The following is a 12504-nucleotide window of genomic DNA, read 5'->3' as shown; positions in this document are numbered from 1 at the left end:
ATCCTGGCCGGCGCCGGACGATCCGCTCGCCGCCGGCCAGGATTTCACCGTCGCCGGCATCGGCGTCACCCGGCGCGGCCACGGCAAGAGCGGCGGCACCGCGCGCAGCGCGACGCTGACCGCGACCGGCCGCCCCGGCCGCCTGCAGATCCGCCTCACCGATCCCGCCGCCGGCGGCGGCCGCGCCGGCTTAGGTGCCTGCACCGGCGATTCCGGCGGGCCGGCGCTGCAGGCGCAGAACGACCGGCTGGTGGTCGTCGGCGTGGTGTCGTGGTCGACCGGCCCCGGCAACAGCGCCGGCTGCGGCGGCCTCACCGGCGTCACCCCGCTGACGCTGTACCGCGACTGGATCGCCCGCACCGCGCAGAGCTGGGGCTCGGCGCTGGCGCGGTAGCAACGGCTGCCACAGCCGCGCCGCTGGTTAATCTTTATTAACCATAATCCCCCACCCTGGCGGCTCCTGATCCGGAGTGCCGCGATGCTGCGTGTCGTGCTTGTGTTGCTGATCGCGTGGCCGCTGGCCCAGCCGGCGCGCGCCGCCGATCTGCCGATGCACGGCAAGATCGGCAGGATCTTCGCCGAGCCGCAACCGCAGCCGCGCGGCGTGCGGCCATCGCTGGAGATGGAAAGCGGCACGCCGGTGTATGCGCCGGAGGTCGACGTGCCGCCGATCGTGCACGGCTACTATGGCAAGCCGCGCTCGTATCTGTACCGCAGCTACTACGGCACCGATCCGAACCTGATCTTCGGCCGCCTGCCCTACGCCTGCGGCTGGTACGGCTACTGCTGAGCGCGGCGCGTAGCTACAGCACCCGCATCCTTGGCCCCCCCGCATGGGCGCCGCCGATCAGCGCGGTGATCGCCCACACCAGGGCGTCGAGCCGGTCCGGCGAGTGGCCGGAGGACAGCCCGGTGGGTGCGAAATCGCACATCTCGTCTTCGAGCAGCGGAAAGCAGCCAACGTGCCGCACCCGGCCCTGTTCGTACAGCGCCGCCACCGGCTCGGCGCGGACGAATTTGCCGCGGCTGGCGCGGACCTCGCGCACCGGGATCGCGGCGTCGGTCTCGTGCAGCACCGCGCGCACCATCTCGCCGCCCATATTGACCTCGGCGATGATCGCATCGGCCTCGAGCCGGTGATACAGCGCGATCGCGCGCGCCGCCCAGGCCGCCGGCGACAGCCGGTCGCTGGAGACGTCCTCCAGCACGTAGTAATCGCCGGCCGCGCTGCGCCCCGCCGCGACGATGCCGCAGGCATCCGCGCCCGGCCGCGACGAGCCCGGCGGATCGATCGCCACCACGATCCGCACCATTGGCGGCGCCGCGCCGACCCGGGCGCGCTCGATCCGGTCGCGCGACCACAACGCGTCGGGGCGGTCCTCGATCAGTTCGCCGTCGAGCTCCTGCCGGCCCTGCCGCGTGCCGGCATAGCGCGCCACCACGGTTTCGAGAAACGCCGGCGACAGATGCGCGGCGTTGGCGCGGGTCGGCGCCCGCGTCACGCGGGTATGCGGATCGCCGAGCAGCCGCTTGATCAGCGGCAGCGGCCGCGGCGTCGTGGTGATCAGTTGCCGCGGCCGAGCGCCGAGCCGCAGCCCGAATTGCAGCATGTCGAAGCTCGCTTCAGCGTAGCGCCATTTCGCCAGCTCGTCGCACCACGCCGCCTCGAATTGCGGGCCGCGCAAACTATCCGGATCGTCGGCGGAGAACACCTCGCCGACCGCGCCGCTCGGCCATTCCAGCCGCCTGCGGGTGGCGATCCATTCCGGGCGCTCGCGGCGCGGCGTGATCCGCAGCAGGCCGGATTCGCCTTCCACCATCACCTCGCGGGCGTCGTGCCAGCTTTCGCCGACCAGCGCGATCCGGCCGTGCGGCCGCGTCGCATAAGGCGGCGTGCCGGCCACCATCGCCCGCACCCATTCGGCGCCGGCGCGGGTCTTGCCGGCGCCGCGGCCGCCGAGCATCAGCCAGGTCGTCCACGGCGCGCCGTCATTGCCGGCGTCCGCAGACTCCTGATGCGGATGCGCGAAGACGGCGAAATCATCCTGCAGCCGAGCCAGGTTGCGCAGGCTGGCCTGGCGCAGGAAGCGCTCGGTCAGTCCCGCCGCCGACAAACGTCTCAATGCGGCGCGCAAGCTCCAGACGGAATCCATCGGCATCGGCGGGCATCTCGTCATCGGCGGCGCTGAGCGCGCGTTCGGGATCGCGAAGCTGGCGGACCTTGAACAGCGTCTGCGTCAGCGCCGCCAGCGTGCGGGCGATCCGCTCGGCCTCGACCGCGCGGTGGCCGCCGAGCGTGGTGTCCTCGCGCAGGTTTTCGACCTTGCGGAGCTGGGTCTCCACCGCGCGCTCCAGCCGCCGCGCCAGCGACAGCGCCGCTTCGGGCGACGCCTGGTCGGCCGGCGTTGCGGCCGATGCCTCGGTCACAGGCGCCATCTCGGCCTCGCTCTCGGACGCAGGCGCCGCGGCCTCCGTGTCGCCCGCGGCCTTCGTGCCCACCGCGGGCGGCGGCAACCCCGGCAGCGGCGCACCGGCGGCGATCGCGCGGGCCTGCTGCAGCGCCGCGGTCGCTTCGCGATTGATCTGCAGCAGCACCGGCATGTCGCGCGGTGGCCGATCCTTGCGGCGCGGCCACCCCTCCTGCATCGCCAGCCGCTCCAGCGTGTTGCGATGAATGTGGTAGTCCTCAGCGATGCGCTGCACCGGCTCTTCGGTCTCGACGTAGCGCCGCCGCAGATCGTCGAGCGCCTGCTGCGAAAACCCGCGCGCCTGGCGGACCGGCAGCGGCGGCCGCGGCCCGACCCGGGGGCGCTCCAGCCGCGGCGTCCAGCCCTCGGCCTCCGCCACCTTGCGCAGCGTGTGCCGACAGATCTCGAACTGCGCCGCGACCTCCGTCAGCGGCTCGTCGGTCTTTTCGTACAGCCGCTTCAGCTCCGCGACCGCCTCGGGCGTCAGCCCGCGCGGCAAATAACGGGGCGGCGGAGGATTGTCGGTCATGAGAGCTCCCTACCGGTTGGGTTCGGCTCACGCCGCCGAGCAAGCGGTCCTGCATTCCTGCGATCACCGGCTCGCTCGTCATGCCCGGCCTTGTGCCGGGCATCCACGCCTTGCAGCACCGGCCGGGGGATATGGGATCGCGCCAGTTGCCGCGGCCGGAAAGCGCTGCCATGCTGCAGCCAGCCGCACCGTCACCGAGGCGACTGCAGCGGCGTGCACGAATTCGGCGCCAGCCATGACCACGATGACCTACAAGGGCTACACTGCCACGGCCGAATACGACACCGACGCCGGGATCTTCCACGGCGACGTCGCCGGCACGCGGGACGTCATCACCTTTCAGGGCAAATCCGTCGCTGAAGCAAAGAAGGCATCCGCCAATTCGATCGAGGACTAGCTGGCCTTTTGCACAGAGGGCGGCGAGGAGCCCGACAAGCCGCATTGAGGTTAAGTCGTAGTGACCGATCCGGCGCTGCACGGGGATGTCTCGAACGCAACCCCGGCGCGCCGGATTCAGCCTCAACCACCTCGTCATGGCGCCGGTGGAGAGCGCGCCGAGGCGTTGACCGTGTCCTCCTACGCAACGCTTCCAGCTCAAGCCTCGCCGCCGCGATTGAGCGGCCTTTGCCACACCTTCAAAAAGTGAGCAGAGACTTATTGTACATGAATGCGAAACGAACGCTCTTCACATCATAGACTACAAAGAAGCACTGCCAGACCTCACGTGGAAGATACGATGTCGATCTCCGCGACCACTTCGGCTTCCCCCCGAACTACATTATTACTAGGATGCGCCATGTCGATTCGACAAAGCGGCGGCGACAAGCATCAGATACCACTGAACGTTTCAGACCTAGCCACCAGGGAATGCAAATGAAAATTCGTGACGACCATTTTAATCACGGAGCGGCCCTAATCCAGATCGCAGAGCATCCGCAATTTACCGCAATCAACTCGCTGAGAATCAAATCATCCAAGTACGATAACGCTTACAAGGTGAACGACGACCTATCGATCTATCTGAAGTACTGCAGCCGACCAAACAACCGTGGCGAATATCAATTCACGTTTCACAAAGATCAACTCTCTGATCTGGACAAAATTTCTAAGGCAAATAACGAGCTGTTTTTGGTTCTCGTCTGCGTCGAAGGAAAGGAGATTTGCTGCCTCCCACTTGAAAGATTACACGAACTAATTGAAAGACGAAAAGCCTCGAACGGCAAAGCCGAAGACCAGTATGTCGTACTTTTGACTATTCCACCTGGTGGAAGCTTGCACGCATATATTAGCGAGCCTGGCACCAAAGGAAAAAAGCTTGGAAAAGACGTCGTAATTCCTCGCAACGCTTTTCCAAATGCTCTTTTTAAATGAGGTCTAGCAGCCGCAAGGTCGAAGTTGCGACAACTCCTACCCACCTCTTTCCGCACCCGTTCTAAGTTCGCTGAGATTGCACCAACCTGATCGCGATAAAAATTCTCCTTTCCCTATCGACACGCAGCACGCGTACTCCATCGCAATCGACGATCAGAGTGTCGCAGCGGAGATCGCCGTAGGCGACCGATACCGTGCGCGGCACGATTCCGGCGCATCATCAGCGTTGGTGACGACCCCGTCGACGGCAGAGAAGCTGTACGGCCCGGCCTTGTCCGGGAAGCTCCTGTCTTGCAACTGAGCCGGCCGCCCCGGAAGGATCCCGTTTCTGTGCAGCCATATCGACCGGATCAGCCCTATGCTGGTGGATGTCAGAGCCCTGAAGGGGAATTGGGATGCGGGTTACGCGCTGCATCAGCATGTTCTGTCGAGCACCTATCTCGGTGATGACGAGCACGGGCACCCGCGGTTCGACACCGTTCGATCAGAGCCGGGCGAGGCGCTGTTCAAGCTGAAATATCGTTCGGATTGGACACAGGTGGGTCGGCTCGCGGACCAGCTAAGGCAGTCGTTGCTGCCGCGGTTTACCAAGGTGGGCCTGATCGTGCCGATGCCCCCAACCGTGCACCGGGTGCGGCAGCCGGTCGCCGAAATTGCCACTCAGCTCGGGCGTTTGGCGGGACTTCCCGTTTTCACCGATTTGCTGAGCAAAACAGCGCCCGTTGGGGCCCCACAATTGAAGAACCTGACCGGGAAGGACGAGAAAGCCACTGCCCTCGCCGGCTGTTTTGCGGTAAAAGACGTGATCGGCGGCAACGGGCGGTGGAACGCCCTGCTGCTGGACGATCTGTTCGATACGGGAGCGTCGATGGAAGCCGCCTGTGCGGCGCTTCGGGCCGATCCCAAGATCGGCAAGATCTACGCCGCAACGATCACGAAGACGTAGCTCATGACCACGGTGTTCATCGCAGGCTCGATCTCGATCAGTCGGCTCGACAAGCAGGTCGAGCAACGAATCGCCACGATCGCCGGTTCGGACCTCGACGTCGTGGTCGGTGACGCCGATGGGGCGGACACTTCGATTCAAATCTGCCTGGCGGAGCATGGCGCCGTAAGAGTGACGGTGTATTGCAGCGGCGAGACGCCGCGCAACAATGTCGGCAATTGGCCGGTGCAGACCGTATCGACGACCGCCGCAGCCGGCAGCCGGGCGTTCTTCACCGCCAAAGACCGCGAGATGGCCCGCGTCAGCGACGTCGGCCTGATGGTGTGGGACTGCAAGAGCACCGGCACGCTGTCCAATATTATCGAGCTTTTGGCGCGGGGCCGGAAGGCCGTCGTGTTCATCAACAAGACCAAGACATTCGTGACGGTGGCGGATGCCGGCGGGTTACAAGCGCTCGTCTCGGCGATGTCCGACCATGCCCGCGCCAAAGCCGACGACAAGATCAAGCTCAACGCCCGCATGCAGGCGCTGACGCAGAACCAGCTTTCGCTCGCGGTTTGATGGTTTCCACACTGACTACACCGAGCCGATACGCGCTACGAGGTGAGGATACGCGTGACAGCCACTGCAGGGTCGCGTCGCCGCATCATTTCGGCTTGAACGTCCCATCATCCAGAAACGAAAGGCACATGCCGGCGTCGCCGGCTTGTGGAAACCATTTCGAGGATGCGATCGCTTCGAGCTGCCGGCGCGCTTCCACCGGCGCGACGGCGAGCGTCAGCTTTGCGGCCTGAAGCCGCACCTGCATATTGGGGTATTCGAAAAGGCTGAGAAGCGCGGTGCGCTGGTCGCCGTCGCGCGACTTCAGCTCGTCCGCAATCTCTGCCATCACGCCGAACAGGCGATTGAACCTCGCGATCTGGTTGCCGAGCAAGGCGTCGTCCTGGTCGACCGTGACTTTGGCAAATAGAGCCACAAGGTCGGGCGTCGCCATCCCGCGCAGATCCGGCTTGCTCATGGCTACGACCTCCGGCGGCGGCCCCGCCTCCATGGGCTGTACGTATCTCCGCTTCGGCTGCGGGGGAATTCGCTGGCAGCTTAAGCGCTCCACTGTCGTTCGAGACACCAACGACAGAGCAGCCCTGTTGTTCGGTGACGAAAGCTGCCAGGACTACTCGCCGACATCAAGGCCGCTCGTGATCGAGTGATCGGCCGGACGGCGGCTGTGATGCTCAGACACGCGGTATCAGGCGCCTCGGTGGGTTACGGCGCTACGCGCCTAACCCACCCTACGGCCTTCACCCGGCCCTCTTCCGCGGGCGGGAGAGGGAGAACCGGCGCGGCGCCTCAGCTCGCTGCGAACTTCACCAGCTTGATGGCGTCGAAATCCTGGACGCCGCCGCCGACGCGCTTGGTGGTGTAGAACAGCACGTAGGGCTTCGACGAATACGGATCGCGCAGCACGCGCACGCCCTGGCGGTCGACGATCAGATAGCCGCGGCGGAAGTCGCCGAACGCGATCGACAGCGAATTCGCCGCGATGTCCGGCATGTCCTCGGCGTCCGCGAGCGGGAAGCCGGCGAGGCTGGCGCGGCCGCCGGCGGTGACCGGCGGCTGCCACAGATAGGCGCCGGAGGAATCCTTGAACTTGCGGATCGCCGCCTGCGTCCGCCGGTTCATCACGAAACTGGCGTTCTGGCGATAGCCCGGCCGCAGCGCGTAGATCACGTCGATCAGCACGTCGCCGGGCGCGGTGGCGGCGAACGCGCCGGCGGCGCCGGTCGAGATGGTGCCGAGCTTGCCCCAGCTCCAGGCGCTGTTGGCCGCGGTCGGCACGGCGAGGAAGCCCTTCGGCTTACTGACGCCGTCGCCGGACACGAAGGCGATGCCCTCCTGCTCGGCGAACGCCTGGTCGATCTCGCCGGCCAGCCAGTCGTCGATGTTCACTGCGGAGTCGTCGAGCAGCGTCGCGGTCGCGGCCGGCATCGCGTACAGCTCCATCGCCGGAAACGACAGCGCATCCAGCGACGGCGACGCGGTCTGCGGCCGGGCGTCGCCCTCGCCGACCCAGCCGGTCGCAGGCCCGGCGGTGACGAACGGCTTCTTGTACACCCCGCCGGAGATCTCGCGCACGGTGGCGAGCGAGCGGATCGGCGAGATCGCGGCGAGCCGCGAACTGATCGTGTGCTCGAGCTCGGTCGGCACCAGATAGCCGCCGTCGGGATCGGAGCCCACCGACAGCGCCTTGGTCTCCAGCCGGCGCAGGCTGGCGGCCTCGCCGGTGCGGACATAGGCCTCGAACGCGCCCTTGTGCTCGCGCTGATCGGCGGCCGGCGGCGTCCGCTCCGCGGCGAGCTGCGGCCGCGCCGCCTTCAGGGCGAGTTCGTCGAGCCGGCGCTGCTGATGATCCAGCGCGGCGTCGATCCGCGCCAGCTTCTCCTCGGCCAGCACGTCGCCCTTGCCGGTCTCGATCGCCTTCAGCCGTGCGTCGTTCTCGGCCTTGTAGTCCTCGAACGCGCGCATCAAGGCATCGAACACCTGCTGCGCATCGTCGCCGGCAAAGCCAGCCTTGGTCTCGGGGGCATGGTCGAACGTGGTCATCATGAGATCCCTTGTGGTGATGATGAAGGACGTCGGTCTTAAAAAAAGTCGTCCGCCCGATCCGCAGCGGGCCCCCTCTCCCGCGCGCGGGAGAGGGCTGGAGTGAGGGCAGCCGCGCATCGCAGCGCTGGGGCTCACGACGACGCTTCCTCGCCCGCATCAGCGCGCCGTGCCGATCCGGCCGCGCGCGGGGAGAGGTCGAGGCATACGCGGCCGGTGATACTCGCCAGCGCCTGTTTGCGGCCGGCGCGGGTGGACAGCGTCGCCGCGATCCTCCCGCGCCGGATCGGCGATGCCGGTGCCTCCGCGGCATCGTCCGAACGGGTCGGTGCGACGTCCTGGACGCGGCGCCACGCCGCCTCCGCCGCGGCGCGCTGCGGCGAGGGCCGCGGCGTCTGCTTGACGGTGGCGATGCGCGCGCCGTTCAGCAGCGGAAAGGTGACGATCGAGATCTCCCAAAGATCGACCTGATACAGCCGCCGCACCCGCGTCTTCGGATCGATCTGGCCGCGCACCGTGCGATAGCCGATCGACAGCCCGTCGATCGCGCCGGCGCGGAGCAGCGCCAGCAGCTCGCGACCGCGCGCCACATCCGGGATCAGCCGGCCTCGGGCGCGTAAGCCCCGCAGATCTTCGGCCAGCTCCAGCCAGACGCCGACCGGCTCGGCGGGATCGTGCTGGAACAGCATCGGGATTTTTCGCAAGCCGCGCTGCTTCAGCGTCTGGGTGAAGGCGCCGGGCATCACCATGTCGCGGGCCTGGTCGATCTCGCCGAACAGGCTGGCATAGCCGTCGATGCTGCCGTCCTCGGCCAGCGACAGCCGCGCCGGCAGCGGCGCAGGCGAAGGCAACGCGGCGTGCGCAGGCGACGGGGCAAGCATGAGCGGCCTCGCAGGATACGAGTGAGTCGGGATGGCTATGGTGAGCGGTGGTCTGCGCGGCGGAGCAGCCGCGGCTGCGCGGCGGTTACTTCGCGCGCTTGGCCGACCGCTTGCGCGGCGGCGGCTTGGGCGCGGCGCGCCGCGCCGCCGGCTTGCGATGCGCGCCGGCCAGATGCGCCAGGAATTCGCGGAAGATCGTCTGCGGATCCTTCGCCGATTTGGTCTCGGCGCGGACGCGGGTGAGCACACTGGACAGCCGCTGCATCGCCCTACTCCTCGTCGATCGCCCGGCGCCGCGCGCGGCGGTTGAACAGCTCGAGCGCGTGGACGAAATCATCGAACCGCCGCACCGCCGCCGCCCACTCGCGAAGTACAAACCACAGCCCGAGACTGGCCCCGATCGCCCACAGCAACAGCGCCACATGAGCGAGGTCACCGCGCTCGGAAAACATCTTGATCAGATCGGACATCGGCATCTCGCGCGCAGACACCCGCGTGGCGGACAATCGTCCACGCGCCGTCAGTCGTTCTTCATCGTGAGAGGAACGCTCGCGCTCGCTGCTCAGCGGCGCAGAAACCCGAAGCCGTCGCCGGCTGGCTGCTCGTTGATATCTTCATCCCGCAATACGCGCGGCTCCGGCCCGGGCTTGAAGAAACCCGGGAAGCGAAAGGTGTTGGGTGGCAGATCCTTGCCGTCGACCCATTCGATGCTGGTCGGCAGTTCGCCGTCCCGCTCCATGAACTCCTTCACGGCGGGCCAGGCTTTCGCGTAGGGAATGAACAGACCGATCGGCCGCAGATCGCCTTGCAGCGTCCGCAACCACTGCTTGATCCGGCTCATGTCACCCTTGGAGTAACAATCAAGCGGCTGCCTGATCCGGCCATCCCATTTCGAATAGTGCAAGAAGACGCCAAAATCAGGTGTACCAACCATTGTGAGATGCACGTTGACCTGATCGACTTCCGGCTTGCCATCGGTGCCGTACAATCCCGAAATCTCGAGCCCAAACTCGTCGTTTCCGTGCGGATCGGGAGCCCACGGATTCTCGGCCGGCGCCAGGAAGTAAGGCGCTAGCTCGCCGGGCTCCGGCCAACCGTCCGGGTCCAGACCTTGAAAGTAGATCCGCTTCCTCACTTCCTTCTCCAGACTTGCCATTCGCCCTGCCACATCACGCTCGCGCGACCTGATCTTGCCTCGCGAATCGTGACATGAGGATTGCCCAATTGCAGTCCGACTTTCGGCAACAGGTGCAGCCTGCGAGCCGCCAATCCTCACCCCAGCCGGTCGCCGCCGTCGAGCGGTGCGTAGCCGACCGCTTCGCGCTTTTCGTTCAGGGTGAGGAACGGTGCGCGGGTGACGCGGTCCCACAGCGCGGTGCGGTCGGGCGACAGCGCGTCGATCCGGTCGGTATCGATCACCAGGCGCACGCCGTCTCCGAACTGCGGCGACAGCCACTGCGCCAGCGCGTTGCCGACCCGCGTCGCCAGCGGCAGCACGGTCTGGCGCACGAAGCTGCGGTTGGCTTCCTGATAGTTCGAGAATGTATTGTCGCCCGGGATGCCGAGCAGCATCGGCGGCACGCCGAACGCCAGCGCGATCTCGCGCGCGGCGGCGTGCTTGGCCTCGAGAAAGTCCATGTCCTTCGGCGACAGCGCCATCGCCTTCCAGTCGAGCCCGCCTTCGAGCAGCAGCGGCCGGCCGGCATTGGCGGCACCTTCGTAGGTATTCTCCAATTCGCGTTTCAGCCGTTCGAACTGGTTCTCGCTGAGCACGGCACCTTCCGGGCCGGCGTACACCAGCGCGCCCGACGGCCGCGCGGAATTGTCGAGCAACGCCTTATTCCACCGCGCGGCAGCATTGTGGGTGTCGACTGCGACCGCGGCGGCGTCGAGCGGCGCCAGGCCGTAATGATCGTCGAGCGGATGGAAAAACGTCAGATGCAGGATCGGCGGCAGCGGCGCAGCGTTCTGATCGAACCGAACGCTACGGCCGCCGACGCTGTAATCGTAAGCCTCCGCCCAGCCGTCCTGGCCCGGGATCAGCCTGATGCGGTCGGGACGCAGCGCGTAGAGTTCGTGCACGGTCTCGCCGAGCGTCACCGCCTCGAGATAGGCGTTGCCGGCGAGCAGCAGATGCGCGTACAGCGTCTCCAGCAGCGCGGCGCCGTCCTGGCGCGGATTGGGGCGGGCGAGCAGCGCGGCCAGCGGATGCGCCTCCCTCTCCTGCGCGCCGTCGAACACGCCGAACGCGCAGGCTGCGGCGTTCTCCGCCACCAGCCGAACGCAGCGATACACGATGGCGTTGCGCACGTAGCCCTCGCGCGCCAGCCCGGCATAGTCGCGCGGCGTCCACCGCGGCCGTCCTCCGAAGCCGATCGCGAGTAACTGCGCGGTTCGTGACGTCTTGACTTCCGTCAGCGCCAGACGAGCCTTCAGCCGATCGAACATGACGAGGTCCTTTGTTTCGGCCGCGAACGGCAGGATGGGATGGACCAGCAGCACAGAGTCGGATACAGCGTGCCCGCTGTGGCCGAACTCTGTACTTGTCGTGAGGCCGTAGAGGTCAGCCGCCACGCATCACGGCCGCTGTTGTCGCGGACTGACGGGTGTGAATGCGGGGATTGCTTGCTGTTAGGCGGCCGACGAAATCGCCGACTCCGCGTCCGGCCGGCCGATCTGGGAACCCAAGCTGAATCTCCCGAGACGGCGCGGCGCTTCGCGAGGGAGAGTTCCTATGGAGTCGCAGGACCTGGCGTCCGGCCGGTGTGCGGCGGAGTGGCTTGCACCGAAGTTATTACAACCTGAACCAGACGAACCAGATCACGCCCAGCACCAGCACCGCCAGTCCTGTGCTGATTGTGAGGAGAGCCAGAACGGACGGACCGCGCTCGCCTTGCCTCACCTCGATCGGGGTTTCGACGGTTCGTCCTTCATCACGATTCGCCATGACCCCTCCTTGCTGTTCCGGCGTTATCGACCTGCCTTCCATCCGCCAACGCGCGATGCTGTATCCCGTTCCGCCGAAGATCGTCGTCGATACAAATGGCGTGCGGGACTTGGTGCGACCATCAACGTCCACAGCCGGAGCCATTGCGTTGCTGATGAAATCAGGATCGACGCTTTGCAACGCCCACGACGTCCCGCCGAGCGGGCGCTCAGCCCCGTCTCGAACCATACGACGCCAGCACGCCGCTCTCAGGGCGTCGAGAGAGATCCGGGCCCGGACGAAACAACGGCCGATGCCGCGTCAGCGTTCGGCCTTTCCGAACACACTTGTGGAGCATGGCCGGACCCTATGCGGGGAGCGTCACGCTGTCAAGGACTATTTTCTTATGATCGATGTCGGGTGCCCGGTCGGACCGCCCCGGCTAGTCCGGCTGGCAAGTAGCAGAACGCGTCGATACGATCGCCCGTTTCGGCTGGATGGCGCACACAGCGTCATGCAGGACCAGCCCGCCAGCCCAGCCGCGGAGCTAAGGCAGCGCGTCTTTGACTGCCGAATATTTGGCGGCCAGATTGGTCCCGAGCGTGGCCGACAGACCGACGATGACAATGCTGATGCCGACGGCGATCAGCGCATATTCGATCGAGGTGGCGCCGCGCGTGTCGGTCCGGAATCGAGAAATCAGGCGTCGCACCGCAATCTCCTGTCTTCGCGCCCACGTCGTCCAGGGCGCGCCGGAACGGCGGAACCCTAAATGTCACAGG

Annotated in this window: 17 protein-coding genes; 6 read left to right on the top strand and 11 right to left on the bottom strand. The window is 66.5% G+C overall.

Annotated elements, in window-relative coordinates; genetic code table 11:
* Positions 1-394 (top strand): trypsin-like serine protease (locus DU475_RS06190; protein ID WP_164631289.1); only part of this gene is annotated, 394 nt, incomplete at its 5' end.
* Positions 395-478: 84 nt separating this feature from the next.
* Positions 479-790, top strand: coding sequence for a hypothetical protein (locus DU475_RS06185; protein WP_164631287.1), 312 nt, complete (start codon positions 479-481; stop codon positions 788-790).
* A 13-nt stretch (positions 791-803) separates the two neighbouring features.
* On the opposite strand, the gene DU475_RS06180 is transcribed toward DU475_RS06185, so the two are convergent.
* Positions 804-2159, bottom strand: a complete 1356-nt coding sequence (locus tag DU475_RS06180; protein WP_502706841.1) for a DNA-packaging protein — start codon at positions 2157-2159, stop codon at positions 804-806.
* Positions 2041-2997 carry a hypothetical protein gene (locus DU475_RS06175; protein WP_164631285.1) on the bottom strand — a complete coding sequence of 319 codons (957 nt, stop codon included), beginning with the start codon at positions 2995-2997 and terminating at the stop codon, positions 2041-2043. Before DU475_RS06175 ends, DU475_RS06180 begins: the two co-directional genes overlap by 119 nt.
* Before the next feature lie 235 nt (positions 2998-3232).
* Here DU475_RS06175 and DU475_RS24215 point away from each other — a divergent pair, with 235 nt between their 5' ends.
* From DU475_RS24215 to DU475_RS06155, 4 genes are all read left to right on the top strand, one after another.
* Positions 3233-3394 (top strand): hypothetical protein, encoded by a 162-nt coding sequence (locus DU475_RS24215; protein ID WP_246700255.1) that lies wholly within the window; start codon positions 3233-3235, stop codon positions 3392-3394.
* A 476-nt stretch (positions 3395-3870) separates the two neighbouring features.
* The gene (locus DU475_RS06165; protein ID WP_164631283.1) at positions 3871-4368 is read left to right on the top strand and encodes a hypothetical protein; all 498 of its coding nucleotides are present in this window, start codon (positions 3871-3873) and stop codon (positions 4366-4368) included.
* Between the two features lie 358 nt (positions 4369-4726).
* Positions 4727-5314 carry a ComF family protein gene (locus DU475_RS06160; RefSeq protein WP_047308479.1) on the top strand — a complete coding sequence of 196 codons (588 nt, stop codon included), beginning with the start codon at positions 4727-4729 and terminating at the stop codon, positions 5312-5314.
* 3 nt (positions 5315-5317) lie between these two features.
* Complete coding sequence (locus DU475_RS06155) at positions 5318-5875, top strand: hypothetical protein (protein WP_047308480.1); 558 nt, start codon at positions 5318-5320, stop codon at positions 5873-5875.
* An 85-nt stretch (positions 5876-5960) separates the two neighbouring features.
* On the opposite strand, the gene DU475_RS06150 is transcribed toward DU475_RS06155, so the two are convergent.
* The 9 genes from DU475_RS06150 to DU475_RS06110 form a co-directional block, all read right to left on the bottom strand.
* Positions 5961-6332 (bottom strand): DUF2019 domain-containing protein, encoded by a 372-nt coding sequence (locus tag DU475_RS06150; RefSeq protein ID WP_164631281.1) that lies wholly within the window; start codon positions 6330-6332, stop codon positions 5961-5963.
* Positions 6333-6661: 329 nt separating this feature from the next.
* The gene (locus DU475_RS06145) at positions 6662-7918 is read right to left on the bottom strand and encodes a phage major capsid protein (RefSeq protein WP_164631279.1); all 1257 of its coding nucleotides are present in this window, start codon (positions 7916-7918) and stop codon (positions 6662-6664) included.
* Positions 7919-8049: 131 nt separating this feature from the next.
* Positions 8050-8796 carry an HK97 family phage prohead protease gene (locus tag DU475_RS06140; RefSeq protein ID WP_164631277.1) on the bottom strand — a complete coding sequence of 249 codons (747 nt, stop codon included), beginning with the start codon at positions 8794-8796 and terminating at the stop codon, positions 8050-8052.
* 85 nt (positions 8797-8881) lie between these two features.
* Entirely contained in the window at positions 8882-9061 is a 180-nt protein-coding gene (locus DU475_RS06135) for a hypothetical protein (RefSeq protein ID WP_164631276.1), read from the bottom strand.
* A gap of 4 nt (positions 9062-9065) precedes the next feature.
* Complete coding sequence (locus DU475_RS06130; protein WP_164631274.1) at positions 9066-9266, bottom strand: hypothetical protein; 201 nt, start codon at positions 9264-9266, stop codon at positions 9066-9068.
* A 92-nt stretch (positions 9267-9358) separates the two neighbouring features.
* Positions 9359-9952, bottom strand: coding sequence for a hypothetical protein (locus DU475_RS06125; RefSeq protein WP_164631272.1), 594 nt, complete (start codon positions 9950-9952; stop codon positions 9359-9361).
* Between the two features lie 116 nt (positions 9953-10068).
* On the bottom strand, positions 10069-11244 hold the full coding sequence (locus tag DU475_RS06120; protein ID WP_164631270.1) for a phage portal protein: 1176 nt from the start codon (positions 11242-11244) through the stop codon (positions 10069-10071).
* A gap of 346 nt (positions 11245-11590) precedes the next feature.
* Positions 11591-11923, bottom strand: coding sequence for a hypothetical protein (locus DU475_RS06115; protein WP_150105227.1), 333 nt, complete (start codon positions 11921-11923; stop codon positions 11591-11593).
* Between the two features lie 346 nt (positions 11924-12269).
* Entirely contained in the window at positions 12270-12434 is a 165-nt protein-coding gene (locus DU475_RS06110) for a Flp family type IVb pilin (protein WP_013503316.1), read from the bottom strand.
* Positions 12435-12504 lie beyond the last annotated feature (70 nt).

The sequence above is a fragment of the Rhodopseudomonas sp. WA056 genome (assembly GCF_010906995.1).
Lineage (GTDB): Bacteria > Pseudomonadota > Alphaproteobacteria > Rhizobiales > Xanthobacteraceae > Rhodopseudomonas > Rhodopseudomonas palustris_G.
Note: the sequence above shows the minus strand (reverse complement) of the source record. Positions and strands in the feature narration are given on the sequence as shown.

Excerpts from the sequence above, each read along its gene's own strand:
- DU475_RS06185 (WP_164631287.1), top strand. The coding sequence starts at position 479 with ATGCTGCGTGTCGTGCTTGTGTTGCTGATCGCGTGGCCGCTGGCCCAG.
- DU475_RS06180 (WP_502706841.1), bottom strand. The coding sequence starts at position 2,159 with ATGCCGATGGATTCCGTCTGGAGCTTGCGCGCCGCATTGAGACGTTTG.
- DU475_RS06175 (WP_164631285.1), bottom strand. The coding sequence starts at position 2,997 with ATGACCGACAATCCTCCGCCGCCCCGTTATTTGCCGCGCGGGCTGACG.
- DU475_RS24215 (WP_246700255.1), top strand. The coding sequence starts at position 3,233 with ATGACCACGATGACCTACAAGGGCTACACTGCCACGGCCGAATACGAC.
- DU475_RS06165 (WP_164631283.1), top strand. The coding sequence starts at position 3,871 with ATGAAAATTCGTGACGACCATTTTAATCACGGAGCGGCCCTAATCCAG.
- DU475_RS06160 (WP_047308479.1), top strand. The coding sequence starts at position 4,727 with ATGCTGGTGGATGTCAGAGCCCTGAAGGGGAATTGGGATGCGGGTTAC.
- DU475_RS06155 (WP_047308480.1), top strand. The coding sequence starts at position 5,318 with ATGACCACGGTGTTCATCGCAGGCTCGATCTCGATCAGTCGGCTCGAC.
- DU475_RS06150 (WP_164631281.1), bottom strand. The coding sequence starts at position 6,332 with ATGAGCAAGCCGGATCTGCGCGGGATGGCGACGCCCGACCTTGTGGCT.
- DU475_RS06145 (WP_164631279.1), bottom strand. The coding sequence starts at position 7,918 with ATGATGACCACGTTCGACCATGCCCCCGAGACCAAGGCTGGCTTTGCC.
- DU475_RS06140 (WP_164631277.1), bottom strand. The coding sequence starts at position 8,796 with ATGCTTGCCCCGTCGCCTGCGCACGCCGCGTTGCCTTCGCCTGCGCCG.
- DU475_RS06135 (WP_164631276.1), bottom strand. The coding sequence starts at position 9,061 with ATGCAGCGGCTGTCCAGTGTGCTCACCCGCGTCCGCGCCGAGACCAAA.
- DU475_RS06130 (WP_164631274.1), bottom strand. The coding sequence starts at position 9,266 with ATGTCCGATCTGATCAAGATGTTTTCCGAGCGCGGTGACCTCGCTCAT.
- DU475_RS06125 (WP_164631272.1), bottom strand. The coding sequence starts at position 9,952 with ATGGCAAGTCTGGAGAAGGAAGTGAGGAAGCGGATCTACTTTCAAGGT.
- DU475_RS06120 (WP_164631270.1), bottom strand. The coding sequence starts at position 11,244 with ATGTTCGATCGGCTGAAGGCTCGTCTGGCGCTGACGGAAGTCAAGACG.